General features: G+C 71.4%; 20 protein-coding genes. 9 read left to right on the top strand and 11 right to left on the bottom strand.

Features of this window, described 5'->3' with window-relative positions; genetic code table 11:
• Positions 1-109 precede the first annotated feature (109 nt).
• Positions 110-2,038 (bottom strand): hypothetical protein, encoded by a 1,929-nt coding sequence (locus NBH00_RS16820; protein WP_254569751.1) that lies wholly within the window; start codon positions 2,036-2,038, stop codon positions 110-112.
• 118 nt (positions 2,039-2,156) lie between these two features.
• Between NBH00_RS16820 and NBH00_RS16815 the strand changes: the two genes are divergently transcribed.
• Positions 2,157-2,750 carry a hypothetical protein gene (locus NBH00_RS16815; RefSeq protein WP_254569750.1) on the top strand — a complete coding sequence of 198 codons (594 nt, stop codon included), beginning with the start codon at positions 2,157-2,159 and terminating at the stop codon, positions 2,748-2,750.
• 25 nt (positions 2,751-2,775) lie between these two features.
• On the top strand, positions 2,776-3,159 hold the full coding sequence (locus NBH00_RS16810) for a hypothetical protein (RefSeq protein WP_254569749.1): 384 nt from the start codon (positions 2,776-2,778) through the stop codon (positions 3,157-3,159).
• 57 nt (positions 3,160-3,216) lie between these two features.
• Here NBH00_RS16810 and pstB (NBH00_RS16805) read toward each other — a convergent pair whose 3' ends face one another.
• The 3 genes from pstB (NBH00_RS16805) to pstC (NBH00_RS16795) are packed head-to-tail and all read right to left on the bottom strand — an operon-like array spanning position 3,217 to position 5,944.
• Positions 3,217-4,122, bottom strand: a complete 906-nt coding sequence (pstB, locus tag NBH00_RS16805) for a phosphate ABC transporter ATP-binding protein PstB (RefSeq protein ID WP_254569748.1) — start codon at positions 4,120-4,122, stop codon at positions 3,217-3,219.
• Positions 4,119-5,012 (bottom strand): phosphate ABC transporter permease PstA, encoded by an 894-nt coding sequence (gene pstA / locus NBH00_RS16800; protein WP_254569747.1) that lies wholly within the window; start codon positions 5,010-5,012, stop codon positions 4,119-4,121. Before pstA (NBH00_RS16800) ends, pstB (NBH00_RS16805) begins: the two co-directional genes overlap by 4 nt.
• The gene (gene pstC, locus NBH00_RS16795; RefSeq protein ID WP_254569746.1) at positions 5,009-5,944 is read right to left on the bottom strand and encodes a phosphate ABC transporter permease subunit PstC; all 936 of its coding nucleotides are present in this window, start codon (positions 5,942-5,944) and stop codon (positions 5,009-5,011) included. The genes pstA (NBH00_RS16800) and pstC (NBH00_RS16795) overlap by 4 nt, the downstream gene beginning before the upstream one ends.
• Positions 5,945-6,145: 201 nt before the next feature.
• On the opposite strand from pstC (NBH00_RS16795), the gene pstS (NBH00_RS16790) reads away from it, so the two are divergent.
• A complete protein-coding gene (gene pstS / locus NBH00_RS16790; RefSeq protein ID WP_254569745.1) occupies positions 6,146-7,177 on the top strand; it encodes a phosphate ABC transporter substrate-binding protein PstS in 1,032 nt (343 codons plus the stop codon).
• Between the two features lie 71 nt (positions 7,178-7,248).
• Here the strand turns inward: pstS (NBH00_RS16790) and NBH00_RS16785 are convergent, their stop codons facing one another.
• The gene (locus NBH00_RS16785) at positions 7,249-7,842 is read right to left on the bottom strand and encodes a DUF47 domain-containing protein (protein WP_254569744.1); all 594 of its coding nucleotides are present in this window, start codon (positions 7,840-7,842) and stop codon (positions 7,249-7,251) included.
• 150 nt (positions 7,843-7,992) lie between these two features.
• Between NBH00_RS16785 and NBH00_RS16780 the strand changes: the two genes are divergently transcribed.
• The 6 genes from NBH00_RS16780 to phoU all read left to right on the top strand — a co-directional run bounded on the left by NBH00_RS16780 (position 7,993) and on the right by phoU (position 13,048).
• Positions 7,993-8,394 carry a winged helix-turn-helix domain-containing protein gene (locus NBH00_RS16780; RefSeq protein ID WP_254569743.1) on the top strand — a complete coding sequence of 134 codons (402 nt, stop codon included), beginning with the start codon at positions 7,993-7,995 and terminating at the stop codon, positions 8,392-8,394.
• A gap of 31 nt (positions 8,395-8,425) precedes the next feature.
• Positions 8,426-9,538 carry a phosphate ABC transporter substrate-binding protein PstS gene (gene pstS, locus NBH00_RS16775; protein WP_254569742.1) on the top strand — a complete coding sequence of 371 codons (1,113 nt, stop codon included), beginning with the start codon at positions 8,426-8,428 and terminating at the stop codon, positions 9,536-9,538.
• Entirely contained in the window at positions 9,538-10,578 is a 1,041-nt protein-coding gene (gene pstC, locus NBH00_RS16770) for a phosphate ABC transporter permease subunit PstC (protein ID WP_254569741.1), read from the top strand. The genes pstS (NBH00_RS16775) and pstC (NBH00_RS16770) overlap by 1 nt, the downstream gene beginning before the upstream one ends.
• On the top strand, positions 10,575-11,462 hold the full coding sequence (gene pstA, locus NBH00_RS16765) for a phosphate ABC transporter permease PstA (protein WP_254569740.1): 888 nt from the start codon (positions 10,575-10,577) through the stop codon (positions 11,460-11,462). Before pstC (NBH00_RS16770) ends, pstA (NBH00_RS16765) begins: the two co-directional genes overlap by 4 nt.
• Before the next feature lie 146 nt (positions 11,463-11,608).
• Positions 11,609-12,352, top strand: coding sequence for a phosphate ABC transporter ATP-binding protein PstB (gene pstB, locus NBH00_RS16760; RefSeq protein ID WP_254573737.1), 744 nt, complete (start codon positions 11,609-11,611; stop codon positions 12,350-12,352).
• A 3-nt stretch (positions 12,353-12,355) separates the two neighbouring features.
• Positions 12,356-13,048 (top strand): phosphate signaling complex protein PhoU, encoded by a 693-nt coding sequence (gene phoU / locus NBH00_RS16755; protein WP_254569739.1) that lies wholly within the window; start codon positions 12,356-12,358, stop codon positions 13,046-13,048.
• 32 nt (positions 13,049-13,080) lie between these two features.
• On the opposite strand, the gene NBH00_RS16750 is transcribed toward phoU, so the two are convergent.
• The 6 genes from NBH00_RS16750 to NBH00_RS16725 all read right to left on the bottom strand — a co-directional run bounded on the left by NBH00_RS16750 (position 13,081) and on the right by NBH00_RS16725 (position 18,442).
• On the bottom strand, positions 13,081-13,635 hold the full coding sequence (locus NBH00_RS16750) for a phosphatase PAP2 family protein (protein ID WP_254569738.1): 555 nt from the start codon (positions 13,633-13,635) through the stop codon (positions 13,081-13,083).
• A gap of 200 nt (positions 13,636-13,835) precedes the next feature.
• Positions 13,836-14,762 carry an ACR3 family arsenite efflux transporter gene (gene arsB, locus NBH00_RS16745; protein WP_254569737.1) on the bottom strand — a complete coding sequence of 309 codons (927 nt, stop codon included), beginning with the start codon at positions 14,760-14,762 and terminating at the stop codon, positions 13,836-13,838.
• A gap of 292 nt (positions 14,763-15,054) precedes the next feature.
• Complete coding sequence (gene arsJ, locus NBH00_RS16740) at positions 15,055-16,314, bottom strand: organoarsenical effux MFS transporter ArsJ (protein ID WP_254569736.1); 1,260 nt, start codon at positions 16,312-16,314, stop codon at positions 15,055-15,057.
• A gap of 4 nt (positions 16,315-16,318) precedes the next feature.
• Entirely contained in the window at positions 16,319-17,326 is a 1,008-nt protein-coding gene (locus tag NBH00_RS16735; RefSeq protein ID WP_254569735.1) for an ArsJ-associated glyceraldehyde-3-phosphate dehydrogenase, read from the bottom strand.
• A 48-nt stretch (positions 17,327-17,374) separates the two neighbouring features.
• A complete protein-coding gene (locus NBH00_RS16730; protein ID WP_254569734.1) occupies positions 17,375-17,728 on the bottom strand; it encodes an ArsR/SmtB family transcription factor in 354 nt (117 codons plus the stop codon).
• Positions 17,729-18,121: 393 nt separating this feature from the next.
• Positions 18,122-18,442, bottom strand: a complete 321-nt coding sequence (locus NBH00_RS16725) for a hypothetical protein (protein ID WP_254569733.1) — start codon at positions 18,440-18,442, stop codon at positions 18,122-18,124.
• Between the last annotated feature and the right edge of the window lie 213 nt (positions 18,443-18,655).

The following is an 18,655-nucleotide window of genomic DNA, read 5'->3' as shown; positions in this document are numbered from 1 at the left end:
TAGATACCGGACGAAGCGACCGCGACGCCGGGGGGACGCGGCGGGACGGCTCGTCGTCCCGAGGTGAAGCGGCCGTTCGGCGCGCCGGGCGACGACGCCCGGCGCGCGATCAACCCGTCTTCGCAGGCGCGTTGTAGACGGCGGAGTCGAAGGTCGGCAGGGCCGCGTCCTTGGCGTAGCCGAGGTGGGCCAGGTCGAAGAGGTCCTCGATGCTGCCGAGCAGCGAGTAGTGGTTGTAGGACCCGACCACGTTCTGGGATCCGGCCTTCACGTACGGCGAGAGCAGCAGCAGCCCGACCTTGCCGCCGCCGGGGGAGCTCGTGGGATCGGCCGGCACGGCCGGGGTCGTCGGCGCGGTCGTGGCCGTCGTGCCCGCGGGCGGCGCCGCGGCGGCCGGGGCGCTGGTGGCGGCACCGGTCGCAGGCCCGGGGGCGTCGGCGGGGGTGCCGGGGGCCGCGGGCGGCGGGTCGGCGGGTGTCGTTCCGGGCGCGGGCAGGTTCGGGTAGAGCGGCGCGACGCAGCAGCTCGACGGGTCGGCGTGCTCGCCGCGCTGGGGCGCCTGCGCGAACGTGATCGCGATCAGGCCCCCGGCCCGGTAGGCGGGCGAGCGCATGATCCGGGTGACGGTGGTGCGCAGGAAGGGATCGGCGGCGGCCAGCCCGGCGGGGGCACCGGTGGCGCAGGGCTGCGGGCTGCCGTCGTGGCAGCGGTCCGGGACGATGTACGACACCGCCGGCGTGTCCTTCTCGGCCGCGAGGTCGTGATCGAGCGCGTCGAGGCCGGCGATCTGCGCGGCGCAGGCGGGGGCGTCGATGACCGAGTGGAAGTAGACGAAGGGGTTGCGCCAGGTGACGTAGGGGTCGCCGGGGCGGGGGACGCCCTCGGTGTCCGGGGTGCCGGCCTGCGGGTGCCGGCACGTGGGCCCGGTCCCGGTGGCCGCGCGCAGGCCGGCGGGCGGCGACGTCGCCACCGTGGGCGAGCCGGGCGCGGTCGTTGCGGGCGCCGGGGTCGCAAGGGTGGTGGGTGTCGCGGCGACGAGTGGCGCCGGCGCCGCCGGCGCAGCGCTCGCGGGGTCCTGCGGGGCCGCGGCGGCCGGCGGGGTGTCCACGCCCTCGACGTACGCCTTCCAGGTACGCCCGTCCGCCGCGAGCTGGTCGGCCAGCGTCTGCGCCTTGGCCGGGTAGACGCAGCCGGCGCCCGAGACCTGTCCGGTCTTGTCGTCGATCGTCGCCGGGGTGATGTCGGTGTACTGCGGGCAGTCGGCCGTCGTCTGCACCGTCGGACCCTGTCCGCTGACCAGGGCGATCTCGTTCGCGAGCTCGCCCTGGGCGACCGCGTAGTAGTTCGGGAGCACCTCGCCCTGCTTCACGAGCGCCCCCAGCTCCTTCGACGGCGAGGCGGGGCCGAAGGCGCCCGCGTCCTCCTGCTGGGAGAGCATGACGACGAAGACGTGCTTCACGGGCGGAAGCGACGGGCCGTCGGGGGCGGTGGCGCTGTCGTCCACGGTCGCCGGGGTGGCGCTCGGGCTCGGGGTCGGGGTCGGGGTCGGCGTCGCGGTGGCCGGGGCGGCGTCGGCCACCGGGGCGTCCGCGACGGGGAGCGGCGCCGGGACGTCCGGGACGGCGGGCGCCGGCGTGGGCGCGGGCGGCGCCGCCGGCACGGAAGCGGTGATGGCGGTGGCCGGCCGAGGCGCGACCGCGACGAGGACGCGCCGCCGGCTCGCGCTGTCGGCCGACGGGCTCGCGACCGATCCGAGCACGACCCCGAAGCCGAGCACGCCCATGACGGCGACGGCGGCCGCGCGCGGGCCGGGCATCGCGAAGCCGAAGGGGGCCGGCTGCGCACGACCGTCGCCGGCCGCTGCGGCGGCGGCGTCTGGCGCCGTCCCGCCCCCCGGCTCCGGCTCCGGCTCCGGCGTGGGCGCGAGGCGGGTCCCGCAGATCGTGCAGTAGTGCTGCCCGGGCACGGCGGGGGTGCCGCACTCGTCGCAGGTGCAGGCGGGCGGACCGGACGCGGACGGCGGGCTGGGCGAAGTCATGGGCAGCGTGGCATCGTCACGGACGCGGGCGCCGCGGTCGTGAACATCCGGCAAACGCAATGGAAACAGGTGGTTCACAAGTCCCGGCCGGCGATGGCCCACACTCCGGGCCATCGCCATGACCGACACGATCGAGTTCCTGCCGTCCCCGCTCGTCCCGACCGCGGGTGACTCCTGCCCGAACTGCGCGGCGAAGCTCGCGGTCGATCAGCGCTACTGCCTGCGCTGCGGCGAGCGCCGGGGCCGGCCGCGCTTCACGCCGCCGCCGGCTGCGGCGACCGTCGTGCCGTCGACCGAGACCATCCGCACCGAGCGGGGGCCGGCCACGACGAGCACGGCGCTCATCGCCGGGGTCGCGACGCTCGTGCTCGCCATGGGGGTGGGTGTCCTCATCGGCCACTCGGCCGGCGGCGACGGCAGCACACAGGCCGCCGCCCCGCAGGTCGTCACGATCGCGGGCGGCGCCGCGGCGCCGGCCGCGACCGACGCGACCGCGACGACGCCGGGTGCGTCGGACGCCGCCGCGACCGCCTCCACCCCTTCGGCGAAGAAGAGCACCGCGAAGGCCGCCGCCGCGGCGAAGGTCCCCAAGACGAAGCCCGCGGCGAAGAAGAAGCCGGTGCCCGGCAAGGTCGTGAAGGTCGGGCAGAAGGGATCCGGGCCCGGCTACACGGGCGGCAAGTTCACCGGCAACTTCTTCGGCAGCCCATGACCGCGACAGGACCAGGAGCAGATCGATGAGAGCCCAGAACCCCTTCGCCCGTCGCCGCGGCCCGAGCGCGGCGCCGTTCGGCCCGCCGCCGGCGACGACGGCGCTCGTCGACCTCGAGCGCCGCCGCGAGCAGCTGAACGCCCGCTTCGCCGAGCTGCAGTGGGACCTCGGCGGCCTCGCGTACGAGATGGCGATCCGCGACCACGTCCGCGTGGACCTGCTCGTCGAGCGGGCGGCCGCGCTGCAGACCGTCGACGCGGAACTCGCCGAGGTGGAGCGCATCCTGCGCACCGACCAGACCGGCGCGTCCGGGGCGTGCCCGACGTGCGCCTCGCCGCACAGCAGCGGCGCGGTCTTCTGCTGGCAGTGCGGCAGCGCGCTGCTGGCGCCGGCCGCGGCCGCGGGCTGACGGCGCCGCCGGCGGCCGTGGGCTGACCGGCACCGGCCGCGGCCGCGGCGTGGCCGCTCAGCCGAAGCGCCCGGTGACGTAGTCCCGCGTGCGGGTGTCGGCGGGCCGCGTGAAGATCATCTCGGTCGTGTCGTACTCGACGAGCGTCCCGACCCGATCGCTTCCGGAGACATCGAGGCTGAAGAACGCGGTGCGATCGGCGACCCGCGCGGCCTGCTGCATGTTGTGGGTGACGATGACGATCGTGTACCGCTGCTTCAGCGTGTGCATGAGCTCCTCGATCGCGAGCGTCGCGATCGGGTCGAGGGCCGAGGCCGGTTCGTCGAGCAGCAGGACGTCGGGCTCGATCGCGATGGCCCGGGCGATGCACAGGCGCTGCTGCTGGCCGCCGGAGAGCCCGAGCGCCGAGTCCTTCAGCCGGTCCTTGACCTCGTCCCACAGGGCGGCGCCGCGGAGCGCGCGCTCCACGCGGGCGTCGAGCCCCTCGCGCAGGCCGAGGTTGCGCGGCGCCCAGGCGACGTTGTCGTAGATCGACTTCGGGAAGGGGTTGGGCTTCTGGAAGACCATCCCGATGCGGCGGCGCACCTCCACGCGGTCGACCCCGGGGCCGTAGACGTCGTGCCCGTGGTAGAGCACCTGGCCGTCGAGGCGGAAACCGGGGACCGTGTCGTTCATCCGGTTCAGGCTGCGCAGGAAGGTCGACTTCCCGCAGCCCGACGGGCCGATGATCGCGGTCACGAGGTTGCGGGGGATGTCGAGGTCCACGCCGGCGATGGCCCGCTTCTCGCCGTAGCTCACGCCGACCCCGCGGGCCTGGAAGACGACCTCGCGCGGTACGGCGGCGACGGACGGCGAGGCGGCCGCGGCGGCCGGTGCCCGCCTCTCGCCGCCGATGCGGATGCGGGGCAGGACGGCGGTCACGGCCTCGAGGTCGGCGCTGCCGTCGGTGCTGCTTCTCGTCATCGGCCCATCTTCTTTCGACTGCGGGTCAGCAAGGCCCTCGCGCCGATGTTGGCGACGAGGATGAAGGACAGGAGCACGAAGGCTGCGCCCCAGGCGCGCTCGTACCCCGAGGGATCGGGGGTCTCGGAGAGCGTGAAGATCTGGACGGGGATGTTCGGGATCGGCGTCCCGAGCAGGTCGAGCGTGACCCGGTTTCCGAAGATCGAGCTCGTGAAGATCAGCGGCGCCGTCTCGCCCGCCGCCCGCGCGACGGCGAGGACGGTGCCCGTCACGATGCCGCCGGCCGCACTGGGGAGCACGACGGTGAGCACGGTCCGCCAGCGGCTCACGCCCAGTGCGTCCGCGGCCTCACGGAGCTGACGGGGCACGAGGCCGAGCATCTCCTGCGTGGACCGCGCGATCAGCGGCAGCATGATGATCGACAGCGCGAAGGCCGCCGCGAACCCGGACTGGTGCTTGCCCACGACGAGCAGGCCGAACACGAACAGGCCGACGACAATCGACGGGAGGCCGTTGAGGAGGTCGAGCGCGAGGCGGATCGGTCGTGCCGCCGCCGGGCCGGCGAACTCGGTCAGGTAGACCGCGACGAGCACGCCGATCGGCATCGCGATGACGGTCGCGACCCCGACGAGGAGCCCGGTGCCGACGATCGCCGGGGCGATCCCCCCGCCCGGCCCGCCCCCGGGGGACGGCTCCTTGGTCAGGAAGTCGAGGCTCAGCGCCCCGGCGCCGTGGACCACGACGTAGGCGACGATGATGCCGAGCACCGCGACGGCGGCGACGCTGGAGCCCAGGGCCAGGCCCTCCGCCGCCCGGCTGACCCGGTGGCGCCGGCGCAGGTTCCCCGTCGCCACGAGTGGCGCGGTGAAGTCCACCTCCGTGGTGCTCATCGGGCGACGAGCCGGCTGGGGTCGAAGCGGCGTCCGATCCACTGCGCGAAGAGGTTCGTGCTGAGCCCGATGACGAGCAGGATGGCCGCGGCGTAGAAGATCGCCGCGGTGTGCAGCGTCGACGTGGCGCCGGCGAACTCGTTCGCGACGCGGCTGGCGAGCGTGTCGCCGGTGGCGAAGAGCGAGGCGTGGATGCCGGTTCCGGCGCCGATGACCTGGGTGACCGCGATCGCCTCGCCGAGGGCGCGCCCGAGCCCGAGGAACGCGGCCGCTGCGACCCCGGAGGCGGTCGACGGGAGAATGACGCCGCGGACGATCTCCCAGCGCGTGGCCCCGAGGGCCGCGGCTCCGTCCTGGAGCTCCTGCGGGACGGTGTCGAAGAGGTCCCGGCTGACCGAGGCGATGATCGGGATGACCATGATCGTGAGGATGAGTCCCGCCGTGAACGTGCTGCTGCCGGTGGTCTGGGGCGGCCCGAACAGGGGGATGAACCCGAAGGCCCCGTGCAGCCACGGCTCCAGGTGGTCGCGGACGAACGGGGAGAGGACGAGGATGCCCCAGAACCCGATGACGACGCTGGGGACGGCGGCGAGCATCTCGACGAGGGAGCCGACGATGCTGCGGACCCCGCGTGGCGCCATGAGGCTGAGGTAGAGCGCGATGGCGATGGCGAGGGGCGTCGCGATGAGGAGGGCCATGAGCGAGCTCACGATCGTCCCGTAGAGGAACGAGCCGGCGCCGAAGACGTCGAAGTTCGGCCGCCAGGTCGTGTGCACGAGGAAGCCGAGCCCGAACTTCGAGAGCGCCTGGTGGCTGCCGTGGAGGACCTGGTAGGCGATGTCCACCATGACGGCGATGACCGCGACCGCGGCGGTGGCGCACAGGCCGCGCAGGAGGGTGTCGCCCGCCCGGTCGGAGGGCCGGACGCCCACCGACGCGGTGGCGGGGGATACGTCGCGTGCTGACAACCGGCCGATCACGACCGGGAGGGTAGGCCAGCTTGCCGGAACCCGGGGCGACGTTCACACGATTTCTACGACGTGAGCACACCCTGGAAACAGGGCGGTCGCTCGGTGCCGTGAGTCTTCCGCCTGCTTCCTGCACCACCACACAACGACGTGAAAGGCACACACGTGAACCGCAGCAGACTGCTCGGCGTCACGGTCGCCGCGCTGGTGACCACCAGCGCATCGGCCGGGCTGACCGCCAACGCCATGGCCGCAGGCTCCCTCACCGGCGCCGGGTCGACCCTCGTGGCCCCGCTCATGACGAGCTGGACCCAGGACTTCGCCAACAAGCACGACATCAACGTCACCTACGGCGCCGTCGGCTCCGGGGCGGGCATCGCCCAGGTGACGGCCCGGACCGTCGACTTCGGCGCGTCCGACGCGCCGCTCAACCCGTCGCAGGCCGCCGCCTGCAACGGCTGCGTCCAGATCCCGTGGGCGCTCACCGCCACGGGCATCGCCTACCGCCTCAACGGCGTGCGCAACCTCCGGCTCACGGGCAAGATCATCTCCCGGATCTACCAGGGGGCGATCACGAAGTGGAACGACAAGAGCATCAAGAAGATCAACCCGAAGCTCAAGCTCCCGAACCTGACGATCACGCCGGTGTACCGCAGCGACGGGTCCGGCGACACGTACGCGTTCACGGATTTCCTCTCGCGTGTTGACGCCGGCTGGAAGTCGCGGATCGGCAACGCCACCGCGGTCAGCTTCCCGAAGGGCGTCGGCGGCAAGGGCAACGACGGCGTCACCGCGGTCGTCAGCTCGACCAACGGGTCGATCGGCTACATCTCCGCGTCCTACATCATCGCCCACCACCTGAACACGGCGCTGCTGCAGAACCGGGCCGGCAAGTTCGAGTACCCGAACCTCGCGAACATCAAGGCCGCCGCGGCAGCCGTGAAGTCCGTGCCGGCGAACAACGAGTTGCACATCGTCGATCCGCCCGCGAAGTACAAGACGGCCTACCCGCTCTCGACCTTCACGTACGCGATCGTGCCAAAGGTCTCCAAGCAGGCGGGTGCGGTCCGGCTCTTCGTGCTCTACGCGATGAGCGGTGCCGGGCAGTCGTTCGGCCCGGCGCTGGACTTCTCGCCGATCCCCGGCGTCGTCTACAAGGCGGCCGTCGCGGCGACCTCGCAGCTCCAGCAGGGGTAGCCGTCTCCGGCAGACCCGATCGGTGGACGGCGGGCGCCCCTTCACGGGCGCCCGTCGTGCTGCGCGGGCGGTCAGCGCCGGCGCCGCAGCCCGATCCCCTCGAGGACATGCGCGACCGTCTCGCACGCGTCGACGGAGGCCTCGAGGGCGCCGAAGATGTCCTTCCACCGGATGACGACCATCGGGTCGATGCCGTCGGCGAAGAGCGAGGCGACGCCATCGCGGGTGATGCGGTCGCCCTCGTTCTCGAGGCGGTGGATCTCGACGAGGTGGGGGGCCATGTCCGCGCCGGTGCGCAGGGCGCGGAGCGCACGGGCCACCTGCTCGCCGGCGCCCACGAGGACCTCGGCGAGCGCCGTGGCCTGCTCCATCGGGGCCTCGATGCCGTAGGTCGAGAGCGTGTCGGCGGTCTGCTCGGCGAAGTCGACGATGTCGTCCAGGGCGGTTGCGAGGGCGTGGCCGTCGGCGGGGCCGACGATCGCCCGGCGTCCGCCGCCGTCGTGGAGCAGATGGATGATGTCGTGGGTGATGCGGTCGCCCTCGTGCTCGCAGAGGACCATCTCGCGGGCGAGGTCGCTGCGCTCGGGGTAGTCGCGGACGAGGTCGTGGAGGATGAGCGTCGAGCGCTCCACGTTCCGGCCCGACTCCTCCAGCAGCTGGAGCACGGCTCCTTCGTCGGCCCGACGGCCCGGCATCCTCATCGGCCTGACCTTAAGCGCGTGAAGGGGAGTTCCGACGGTCGTTCACAACTCTTTCACGATCGGTTCACCGCGCGGTAACCGGATCGCGGGCCGCCCGCGGGAGGCTGCTCGTCGATGGAGGCCGCGAAGCGAGAAGACGTGCTGACCGCCGGTGCGCTCGAGATCCGCCCGGAGGATGGGCTGGTCCTGGCGGCCGGACGTGCGCTGACCCTGTCCGTGCGGGAGTTCCAGCTGCTGTGCGCCCTCGTGCGCCGGCAGGGCGGGATCGTCGCCCGGAACGACCTCTATCGCACCGTCTGGGGCGGAGAGCTCCGGGACGGCGACCGGTCGATCGACGTGTACGTGCACAAACTGCGCGTGAAGCTCGATTCGGCGCTCCCCGGGTGGCACCACATCCACACCCACGTCGGGTTCGGCTACCGGTTCCAACCTGAGTCGGTATCCGAGGTTTCACACCCTTTTCACAACGCAGGCACATCCACGCAACACCATCCAGGCGGGTCGACGGCACCGTGATGGTCGCCCGTCCAACAACGAAGGAGCTGTCTTGAGGTCAACCACGTTCATCGCCGCGCTCAGCACGGGGGCTCTCGCCCTCGGCGTCGCGGCCTGTGGCAGCAGTAACAACTCGTCCACCACCGCCGCATCCGGGACGGGCGGCTCCAGCGCGCCGACGGTCTCGGCGACGCTCAACGGCGCCGGCTCCACCTTCGCCGCCCCGATCTACCAGCAGGTCGGCAGCGAGCTGAAGTCCAGCGGCCTCACGGTCAACTACCAGGGCGTCGGTTCCGGTGACGGTGTCGCGCAGCTGCAGGCCGGCACGGCGGACTTCGCGGGCTCCGACCCGGCCCTCGCGCCGGAGGACAAGAGCAAGATGAAGGTCGCTCCGGTCCAGGTGCCGATCGCCCTCGGTGCGATCACGCTGTCCTACAACCTGTCGGGCCAGAAGTCGGGCATCAAGCTCGACGGCGTGACGGCGGCCGACATCTACCTCGGCAAGATCAAGAAGTGGAACGACCCGGCGATCGCCAAGCTCAACAGCGGCCTCAGCCTGCCGTCCACGAACATCACCGTCGTCCACCGCTCGGACTCCTCGGGCACGACGAAGGGCTTCACGCAGTTCCTCGCGAACTACTCGCCCGCCTGGAAGAGCGGCCCCGGTGTCGACAAGGACATCAAGTGGCCGACCGGCACGGGCGCCAAGGGCAACGACGGCGTCGCCGCCGCCGTGAAGCAGACCGACGGCGCCATCGGCTACGTGGAGCAGGCGTACGCGCTGCAGAACGGCTTCACGTTCGCGGACGTGAAGAACAAGTCGGGCGCCTTCGTCGCCCCGACCCTCGACTCGACCTCGGCCGCGGCCGAGGGCCTGACCGTGCCCGCCGACCTCGGCATCAGCACGATCGACGCCCCGAACGCGAAGGCCTACCCGATCGTCTCGCAGACGTTCCTCGACTTCCCGACCGACCCGTGCAAGGCCGGCGGCTCCAAGGACGTCGCGAACGGCCTCGTGGCCTTCGCCAAGTACCTCCTCGGACCCTCCGGCCAGGGCACGGTCAAGAAGCTGTCCTACGCGCCGCTGCCGGCCAACCTCATCACCAAGGGCACCGCCGCCCTCGGCAAGGTCACCTGCAACGGGGCCGCGGTCACGGGCTCCTGATGGAAGCCGGCGCCGCCCGCCTGAAGCCGGCCGGCCGTCGCGACACGTTGTCGCGGCGGTCACCGGCGGCGCGCCGCGCCGACGGCGTGTTCCGCGGGGGCCTCACGGCCCTCGCGGGGCTCGTCCTCGTCCTGCTGGCCTTCTTCTTCGTCTTCCTCGTCGTGAAGGCGCGGCCGGCGCTCGCCCACCAGGGCGTCCTCTCGTTCGTCACCTCGAACGACTGGAATCCGTCGAAGGACGTCTTCGGCGCCTGGCCGCTGCTCGCCGGCACGCTCATCACCTCGGCGACGGCGCTGGTCATCGGAGTCCCGGTCGCGGTGGCGACGGCGCTCTTCATCACCGAGATCAGCCCGCCGCGGCTGCGCCAGCCGCTGACGATCCTCGTCGAGCTGCTCGCCGCCGTCCCGTCCGTCGTCTACGGGCTCTGGGGCGTCTTCGTCCTCATCCCGAAGCTCCGCGGCACCGAGCAGAGCTTCTCCGACACCCTGCACTTCCTGCCCTTCATCGGGGGCAACGTGGCGGGGCCGAACTACTTCATCGCGGGCCTGCTGCTCGCGATCATGATCCTGCCGATCGTCTCGGCGATCTCGCGCGAGGTCATCGCGACCGTCCCGGCCGAGCACAAGGAGGCGGCGCTCGCGGTCGGCGCCACGCGGTGGGAGATGATCCGCATCGCGGTCCTCCCGTACTCGCGGTCGGGCATCACCGGCGCCGCGCTCCTCGGCCTCGGCCGCGCCGTCGGCGAGACGATCGCCGTCGTCCTCGTCATCGGGAACTCGCCGGTCGTCGGCAAGCAGCTCTTCGATCAGGGCTACTCGCTCGCCGCCGTCATCGCGAACGAGTTCGGCGAGGCGGCGAACGATCCGCTGCACGCCGGCGCGCTCATCGCCGCCGGCCTGCTGCTCTTCATCCTCACGCTCGCCATCAACGGCGTCGCCCGCGGCCTCGTCATCCGCGCCGAGGGCCGCCAGGGCACCCGTCTGCCGCCGCCGGCCGTCACGGCCGCGGCGCTCAACGACCCGGAGGCCGCGACGTCATGAGCACCCCGAGCTCCGCCGCCACCCTGCTCGCGCCGGTCTCCGGGCGCCGCCGCACCACCGACCTCATCATGCGCGGGCTGCTCGGGCTCGGGACGGTCATCGCGCTCATCCCGCTCGTCCTCGTCATCTACTACCTCTTCTCCCGCGGGCTGAAGGGGATCGGATCGGGCTTCTTCACGACCGACCCGACCGGCAACTTCCTCGGCGACCCGGGGGGCGTGAAGTCCGCGATCATCGGCACGCTCGAGATCGTCGGGCTCGCCTCGGTCATCGCGATCCCGCTCGGGATCGGCGTCGCCCTCTACCTCGTCGAGTTCGGCAAGAAGACGGTCTTCGCGCAGATCGTCCGCTACCTCGTCGACGTCATGACCGGCGTCCCGTCGATCGTCTTCGGCCTCTTCGTCTACATCACGCTCGTCACGACGAAGTTCGGCGGCGCGTCGTTCACCGGCTACAAGGGCTCGTTCGCCCTGGCACTCCTCATGCTGCCCGTCGTGACGCGCTCGGCGGAGGTCGTGCTCGGGCTCGTGCCCGAGGCACTCCGCGAGGCGGCGCTCGCCCTCGGCGTCCCGCGCTGGAAGGTCACGCTCAAGATCGTCCTTCCGACGGCGCTGCCCGGTCTCATCACCGGGTCGCTGCTCGCGGTCGCCCGCGGGATGGGGGAGACGGCGCCGCTGCTCTTCACCGCCGCGACGGTGAACGGGACGACCTACAACCTCGGGCAGCGGATGAACTCGCTGCCCGCGCAGATCTACGCCGACATCAGCCAGCCGAACAACGACATCGTCAACCGGGCGTGGGCCGCCGCCCTGACGCTCGTGGTGCTTATCCTCGTCATCACGCTGATCGCGCGCGTCGCCGCGCGCAGGAGCCGCGTCTCATGAGCTCAGACCCCATCACCCGAGAGCCGAAGCAGGAGATCCCCATGTCGTCCACCGAGGCCGACCCCCCGGAGACCCGCACCGACCCCGCTGCCGCGGGCGCTTCCGCGTCCGGCGCCGCGGCCGTGTCCGCGCCGCCCGGCCACTCGATGTCCGTGCGCGACGTGAACGCCTACTACGGCGACACGCACGCGATCAAGGGCGTGAGCATCGAGTACAAGGCCAACGAGGTGACGGCGATGATCGGGCCGTCGGGCTGCGGCAAGTCGACGCTCCTGCGGTGCCTGAACCGCATGCACGAGGAGATCCCGGGCGCGCGTGCCGAGGGGCAGATCCTCCTCGACGACACCGACATCTACGGTCCCGGCGTCGACGTCGTGTCGGTGCGGCGGGCGGTCGGCATGGTCTTCCAGAAGCCGAACCCCTTCCCGACGATGTCGATCTTCGACAACGTCGCGGCCGGGCTGAAGCTCAACGGCGTCAAGGGCGTCGACATGAAGGAGCGCGTCGAGAAGTCGCTCCGCGGCGCGGGCCTGTGGGACGAGGTCAAGGACCGGCTGTCGTCGCCGGGCATCGGGCTCTCCGGCGGGCAGCAGCAGCGGCTCTGCATCGCCCGGACGATCGCGGTCGAGCCGCGGGTCGTGCTCATGGACGAGCCCTGCTCGGCGCTGGACCCGATCGCGACCCTCAAGGTCGAGGACCTGATCCACGACCTCAAGCAGGAGTACACGATCGTCATCGTCACCCACAACATGCAGCAGGCGGCGCGCGTCGCCGACACCACGGCGTTCTTCCTGCTCGGCGACATGGTCGAGCATGCGAAGACCGAGGACATCTTCTCCAACCCCAAGGACTCCCGGACCGAGGAGTACGTCACCGGGAAGTTCGGCTAGCGGATGCCGGCGTCCGGACGGCCGCACTTCCAGGAGCAGCTCCGCGGGCTCGAGGAGTCCGCGCTCGGCGGGATGGACCTCGTGCTCGGGCAGATCGACCGGACGCTCGAGGCGGTCGAGCAGGTCGACGTGGAGCTCGCCGAGTTCATCGTCGCCGACGACGACCGCATCGACGGGCGCTACCTGGAGGTCCATCAGGGCGTGCTGTCGCTGCTCGCGCTGCAGGCCCCGGTGGCCGGCGACCTGCGGGTCGTCGCGGCGCTCCTGCAGGTCATCAAGAACATCGAGCGCATGGGCGACCAGTGCGTGAACATCGCGAAGCTCATCCCGCTCACGGGGCACGAGCCGCCGGTGCAGGACGAGATCCTGCAGCGGATCCTCACCATGGGGCAGGCGGCGCGGGACGAGGTGGCGCTGTCGAAGCGCGCCTTCGAGGAGCGGGACATCCATCTCGCCGAGGATCTCTGGCGCCAGGACCGCGCGATCAACCGGCTGAACCGGGAGATCTTCGCGCTCGCCGTGAAGCTCGGCGACGACGCCGACATCCGCGAGTGGACGATGACGATGACGATGGTCGCGCGGGCGTACGAGCGCATCGGTGACAACGCGGTCGACGTGGGCGAGCAGACGGCCTTCATCGTGACCGGGCTCTTCCGGGAGTTCTCCGACTCCTCGCAGGCCCCGCCGCGGGCCTGAGGACCGCCGCCGGGGGCGCGGGGTCGTGGCGTCTAGGCGGCTCGGCGCGCGAGCAGGGGGATTCGCACGTCGGGCAGCCGCCGCGCCACTGCCGCCACCGCCAGCGCCGATGCGGTTCCCAGCAAAGCGCCGACGGCGACGTCGGAGAGGTAGTGGACCCCGAGGAACACCCGCCCGAGCGCGAGCACGGTGGCCGCCACCAGGACGGCCGCGCCCGCCCGGCGATGGGCCACCAGGATCGCCGTGCCGATCGCGAACGCGGCCGTGGCGTGGTCGCTCGGCATCCCGGGATCCGCCGCGTGGGCGAGGAAGTCGTGGATCGAGCTGTGGCTCACGAAGGGCCTCGGCCGATCGACGGCCGTGCTGATGACCTTCCCCACCAGGAGGGCCAGGCCCGCACTCACGCCGGCCAGGACGCCGACCGCACGGGTCAGGTATTCGCCGCGCACGACCGCGGCGAGGAGCAGCGCGGCGACCAAAGCCATGAAGAGGTACTCCGACGCGACGACATACGCGCGAAGCACGTCTTCGAAGCCGTCGTGGCGGAGCGCGAAGTGGTCAAGGGCATGAGCGATCGTGAAGTCCATGAGAAAGGGGTCCCCGCTGTGAACACGGAGTGAACATCATGATCCCTCGGGCCGATGAGACGACGCTGAGAGTCCGCCCGGCGACACCCGCGGCCCCGCGGGCCCGCCGAGCGAGCGCCGGGGCGGCGGGGGGTGCGCAGTCCCGGCGGGGTCGTCGGGCCACCAGCGGCGGCGAAGCCACAGGGCGACGTAGACGAGCGTCACGAGGACGGGGACTTCGATGAGGGTCCGACGACGCCGGCGAGGGCCTGTCCGGAGCTCGCGCCCCAGACGCCGACGGCGACGGCGATCGCCAACTCGAAGTCGTTGGAGGCCACGGTGAAGGCGAGCGTCGCGGTCTTCGGGTACCCGAGGTGCATGGCGCGGCCGACGAGGAAGCCGAGGATCCACATCCCGGCGAAGTAGCCGAGCAGCGGCAGCGCGATCCGCGCGACGGTCAGTGGCTTGGTGGTGATGGTGTCGCCCTGGATGGCGAACAACAGCACGATGGTGAACAGCAGGCCGTAGAGGGTGATGGGAGCGATCTTCGGGATGACCGTGGCTTCGAACCACTCGCGGCCGTGGGCGCGCAGGCCCCAGCGGCGGGTGAGGTATCCGGCGGTCAGCGGGATGCCGAGGAAGATGAGGGTGGTGCGCCCGACCTCCCAGATCCCGGCGTGGAAGCCCTGGTTGTCCAGACCCAGCAGGTCGGGGAGGGCGTCGAGGTAGAACCAGCCCAGGAGTGCGTAGGCGACGACCTGGAAGATCGCGTTGAAGATCACCAGCACGGCGGCGCGCTCGTTGTCGCCGCCGGCCAGGTCGTTCCAGACGAGGACCATCGCGATGCAGCGGGCGAGGCCCACGACGATCACGCCCGTGCGGTATTCGGGCTGATCGGCGAGAAGCAGCCAGGCCAGCGTGAACATCAGGGCCGGTCCGACGACCCAGGACAGCACCAGCGACACCGCGAAGAACCGGCCGTCGCCGCGCATCCTGCCCAGGTCCTCGTAACGGACCTTCGTCAGGACCGGGTACATCATCGCCAGGAGCCCGAGGGCGATCGGCAGGCTGACCGTCCCGACCTTCAGCCCGTCGAGGACGTCGTTGAGACCCGGAACCAGCGACCCGAGGGCGAGGCCGCCGGCCATGGCCACGGCGATCCACAGCGGCAGGAACCGGTCCAGGGTCGCCAGGCGTCCGACGACGGCCGACTCGGACGGATGCGCGTGTGGCGGTCATCGGTGAGGGAGGTGTCGCGCACGCCGGTGCATCGGCTGGACACTAGGCACCGGAAGGCTGCGCGGAAGCCCTCGCGGCCGAAGTCGGCGGCGGATCCGCAGCGGAACTGCCGAGAACTACGCAGACGGCGGCCGCCGTCGCGCGGCGGATCGCGTCGACGGGCGTGCGGCCGAGAGGCTGTCTTGATACCTCGGACAGCCCCTAGGCGGAGGTCGCCACGTTCGCCCGGGTCGCTGCGCCGCCACGTCGCCGGCCCGGGGTGAGGTTCCCGGGCAGCCTGCGCGCGAGGAGGCCGGCGGCGAGCACGAAGGCGGCTGACGCCCAGAGGCAGGCCTCGAGGCCCTGCCACTGGTAGAGCGCCCCGGACAGCACGGTGCCCGTGAGGCGTCCGCCGGCGTTGGCCATGTAGTAGAAGCCGACGTTCATCGCGACCTTGTCCCCGTCGGCGTAGGCGAGGATGAGGTAGCTGTGGACCGCGCTGTTCAGCGCGAAGACGAGGCCGAAGGCGATGAGGCCGGCGACGACGACCAGCACCGGGTCCACGCCGGTCGCCATGACGAGCGCGATGGCGGCCGGGAGGAGCGCGAGCACGAACGCCAGCCCGGTGGCCGTGCGGCCGTCGGGATCCTTGACGTAGCGCGGGGCGGTGGCCTGGACGACGCCGTAGCCGATGACCCACACGGCCATGAAGATCCCGACCTGCCAGAAGGACCAGCCGTGCTCGGTCCGCAGGAAGACCGGCAGGCCGACGACGAACCAGACGTCGCGGGAGGCGAAGAGGAAGATCCGCGCGGCGGCGAGGACGTTCACCGAGCGGTTGTTGGAGAACATCTGACGGAACCTGGCCTTGGCGTTCGGCTTCCCCAGCTCGCCGTGCATCAGCGTGAGCACCGACACCAGGGCGACGAGGATGAGGCCCGACAGGGCGAGCATCCCGGCACGGAACCCGACGAGGGTGAGCAGGAGGCAGCCGAGGAAGAAGCCGACGCCCTTCAGCGCGTTCTTCGATCCCGTGAGGATCGCCACCCACCGGTAGAGCGCCCCCGCGTCGCCGTCGACGACCACGAGCTTCACCGCGCTCTTGGAGCTCATCTTCGTCAGGTCCTTGGCGATGCCCGCCAGGGCCTGGGCGACCATCACGTAGGCGACGACGAGCCAGGAGCGGGGGACGGCGCCGAGCATCGTCAAGGCCACGAGCTGGATCGACAGGCCGGCGACCAGCGTGGCGCGGAGGCCGAGACGCGCGGCCAGCCAGCCGCCGACGAGGTTCGTGACGACGCCGAAGACCTCGTAGAAGAGGAACAGCATCGCGACCTTGAACGGGCTGTAGCCGAGCTCGTAGAAGTAGAAGAGGACGAGCATGCGGCCGGCCCCGTCGGCGACGGTGTCCGCCCAGTAGGCCCCGGTGACGAGGATGTAGTTGCGGAGGTCTCCGGGCCGCCGTGGCGCCGTGGTGCCCATGACGCTAGGCGGCGAGCCCCGCGCCGACGAGCCCGGCGAGCTCGACCAGGCGATTCGCGTAGCCCCACTCGTTGTCGTACCAGGCGAGGACCTTCACCTGGGTCTCGTCGGTGACCATCGTCGAGAGCGCGTCGACGACGCCCGACCGCGGGTCGTTCACGTAGTCGACGGAGACGAGGGGGCGCTCCTCGTAGCCGAGGATGCCCTTGAGCGGCCCGTCCGCGCCCGCCTTCAGCAGGGCGTTGACCTCCTCCACGGTGGTGGGGCGGGCGACCTCGAAGACCGCGTCGGTGAGGGAGGCGTTGAGCAGCGGCACGCGGACGGCGAGTCCGTCGAGCTTGCCCTGCAGGGTGGGGAAGATGAGGCCGATCGCGGTGGCCGACCCGGTCGTGGTCGGGATCAGGGACATCGACGCGGCGCGCGCCCGGCGCAGGTCCTTGTGGGGGGCGTCGACGATGGTCTGCGTGTTGGTGACGTCGTGCAGCGTCGTGATGGACCCACGGCGGATGCCGAGACCCTCGTGGATGACCTTCACCACCGGGGCCAGGCAGTTGGTGGTGCACGAGGCCGCGGTCACGACGTCGTGGACGCCCGGGTCGTAGCGGTCGTCGTTGACCCCCATGACGACGTTCAGGGCGCGGTCGTCCTTGACGGGGGCGGCGACGATGACCTTCTTCACGCCGGCGTCGAGGTACGGCTGCAGCGCGTCGATCGTCCGGAACCTGCCCGAGCACTCGAGTACGACATCGATGCCGTCCCAGTCGACGTCGGCGGGGGACGACGCCGACGTGTAGGCGAGGTCCCGGTCCTCGAGCGTGAGGGTGTGCCCGGCACCGGCGGCCGAGTGGGCCCACCGCCCGTGGACGGAGTCGAACATCATCAGGTGCGCTGCGGTGGCCGCGTCGCCCTTGGGCTCGTTGACGTGGACGACGTCGATGTCGGGGCGGTCCCAGCCGGCGCGCACGGACAGGCGGCCCATCCGGCCGAAGCCGTTGATCGCGATACGGGTCATGGTGCTCGGTGCTCGAGGTGGTGGCTCAGCGTCGGTCGGGTGCGGCCGTCAGCCCAGCCATGCGGCCAGCTCCTTCAGCGCCGTCGGGCCCAGGAAGTAGTACATCCAGGTCCCGCGGCGCTCGGATCCGAGCACGCCGGCCGCGACGAGGACCTTCAGGTGCTTGGCCACCGCGGCCTGCGTCATGTCGAACAGGGGGAGCAGCTCGCACTGGCAGATCGCTTCCGGATCGGCCTTGCGGATGGCGTCGACGATCCGCAGCCGGGTGGGATCGGCGAGCGCCTTGACCACGACCGCGAGGTCGATCGCCTGCGCGGCGTCGAGATCAGGCTCCACGACGGCGGTGCAGCAGCCGCCGGGCTGTCTCTCGCGGGGGGACATCACGGGGGCGCCGACGCTCACGCCCGGGATCGTACACAACCAAAAGGTGATGTCACGACCGGTTGGCTGTTTCTTCACGGCGCTCACGTCGGGGCCGGCGCAACCCCCTCCGGAACGAGGAAACCCCCGCGGTTGCGGGGGTTTCGATCCAAGCGGCTGAAGAGACTCGAACTCTCGACCCTCTGCATGGCAACGGACTTTTCCGGCGCTGGAAGGCTCAGATACGGGCTTTTAGGAGCGGCTAAAGCGCACTAAACAAGCGGTTTTCACGACACTTTGGTCCGTTCTTGGTCCGCTGGGGATGAGCTGGTCCGCTCGTGGTCCGCCGGTAGAAAGGGTTACAATGTGCGGCGCGATGGCTCGCGTGGATCCGATCACGACGGCGTTCCTCCTCATCGAGACACGGCGCAAGGATCAGGAGCCCGTATGGGTCGTGAAGTGGCGCAGCGCGGACGGCACGCGCATCCGCCGCCGGCTCGGCGCGACCGCATGGATGACCCGCGACGACGCCGGCCAGTGGCAGCCCCGGACCGGCCGACCCACCGACGGCGCGATCACCGAGTTCCAGGCACGCCGGCGCATCACGCCGTTCATCACCGACATCGAGGAGGAGCGGGCGCTGGCCCGCGACGGGTCGGCCGCCGCCAAGGCCGCGCTGGCCGCGCGCCGCGCGCCGATGTTCCGCGAGCTCGCCCACGCCTGGCTCGACCACCTCGAGCTCGTCGAGGGGGTCAAGCCCGCGACGATGCGTGACTACCGCTCGGCACTCGCCGAACCCGGAACGACGCCGACGTGCAACGGCCGTATCCGCAAGGGCCGGATCATGAAGGCGATCGGCGACAAAGCCGCCGGCGAGGTCACAACTCCGGACGTCGAGCGCATACTGGCCGGCCACGCCCGCGAAGGCGTCGGCGCCCGGAGCGTCAACAAACACCGGCAGATCATCGG

The sequence above is a fragment of the Paraconexibacter antarcticus genome (assembly GCF_024220175.1).
In the GTDB taxonomy this organism is placed as follows: Bacteria; Actinomycetota; Thermoleophilia; order Solirubrobacterales; family Solirubrobacteraceae; genus Paraconexibacter; species Paraconexibacter antarcticus.
Note: the sequence above shows the minus strand (reverse complement) of the source record. Positions and strands in the feature narration are given on the sequence as shown.

Excerpts from the sequence above, each read along its gene's own strand:
- NBH00_RS16780 (WP_254569743.1), top strand. The coding sequence starts at position 7,993 with ATGGAGGCCGCGAAGCGAGAAGACGTGCTGACCGCCGGTGCGCTCGAG.
- pstB (WP_254573737.1), top strand. The coding sequence starts at position 11,609 with ATGTCCGTGCGCGACGTGAACGCCTACTACGGCGACACGCACGCGATC.
- pstA (WP_254569747.1), bottom strand. The coding sequence starts at position 5,012 with ATGAGCACCACGGAGGTGGACTTCACCGCGCCACTCGTGGCGACGGGG.
- pstB (WP_254569748.1), bottom strand. The coding sequence starts at position 4,122 with ATGACGAGAAGCAGCACCGACGGCAGCGCCGACCTCGAGGCCGTGACC.
- NBH00_RS16810 (WP_254569749.1), top strand. The coding sequence starts at position 2,776 with ATGAGAGCCCAGAACCCCTTCGCCCGTCGCCGCGGCCCGAGCGCGGCG.
- phoU (WP_254569739.1), top strand. The coding sequence starts at position 12,356 with ATGCCGGCGTCCGGACGGCCGCACTTCCAGGAGCAGCTCCGCGGGCTC.
- arsB (WP_254569737.1), bottom strand. The coding sequence starts at position 14,762 with ATGGCCGGCGGCCTCGCCCTCGGGTCGCTGGTTCCGGGTCTCAACGAC.
- NBH00_RS16815 (WP_254569750.1), top strand. The coding sequence starts at position 2,157 with ATGACCGACACGATCGAGTTCCTGCCGTCCCCGCTCGTCCCGACCGCG.
- NBH00_RS16750 (WP_254569738.1), bottom strand. The coding sequence starts at position 13,635 with ATGGACTTCACGATCGCTCATGCCCTTGACCACTTCGCGCTCCGCCAC.
- arsJ (WP_254569736.1), bottom strand. The coding sequence starts at position 16,314 with ATGGGCACCACGGCGCCACGGCGGCCCGGAGACCTCCGCAACTACATC.
- pstA (WP_254569740.1), top strand. The coding sequence starts at position 10,575 with ATGAGCACCCCGAGCTCCGCCGCCACCCTGCTCGCGCCGGTCTCCGGG.
- pstC (WP_254569741.1), top strand. The coding sequence starts at position 9,538 with ATGGAAGCCGGCGCCGCCCGCCTGAAGCCGGCCGGCCGTCGCGACACG.
- NBH00_RS16820 (WP_254569751.1), bottom strand. The coding sequence starts at position 2,038 with ATGACTTCGCCCAGCCCGCCGTCCGCGTCCGGTCCGCCCGCCTGCACC.
- NBH00_RS16735 (WP_254569735.1), bottom strand. The coding sequence starts at position 17,326 with ATGACCCGTATCGCGATCAACGGCTTCGGCCGGATGGGCCGCCTGTCC.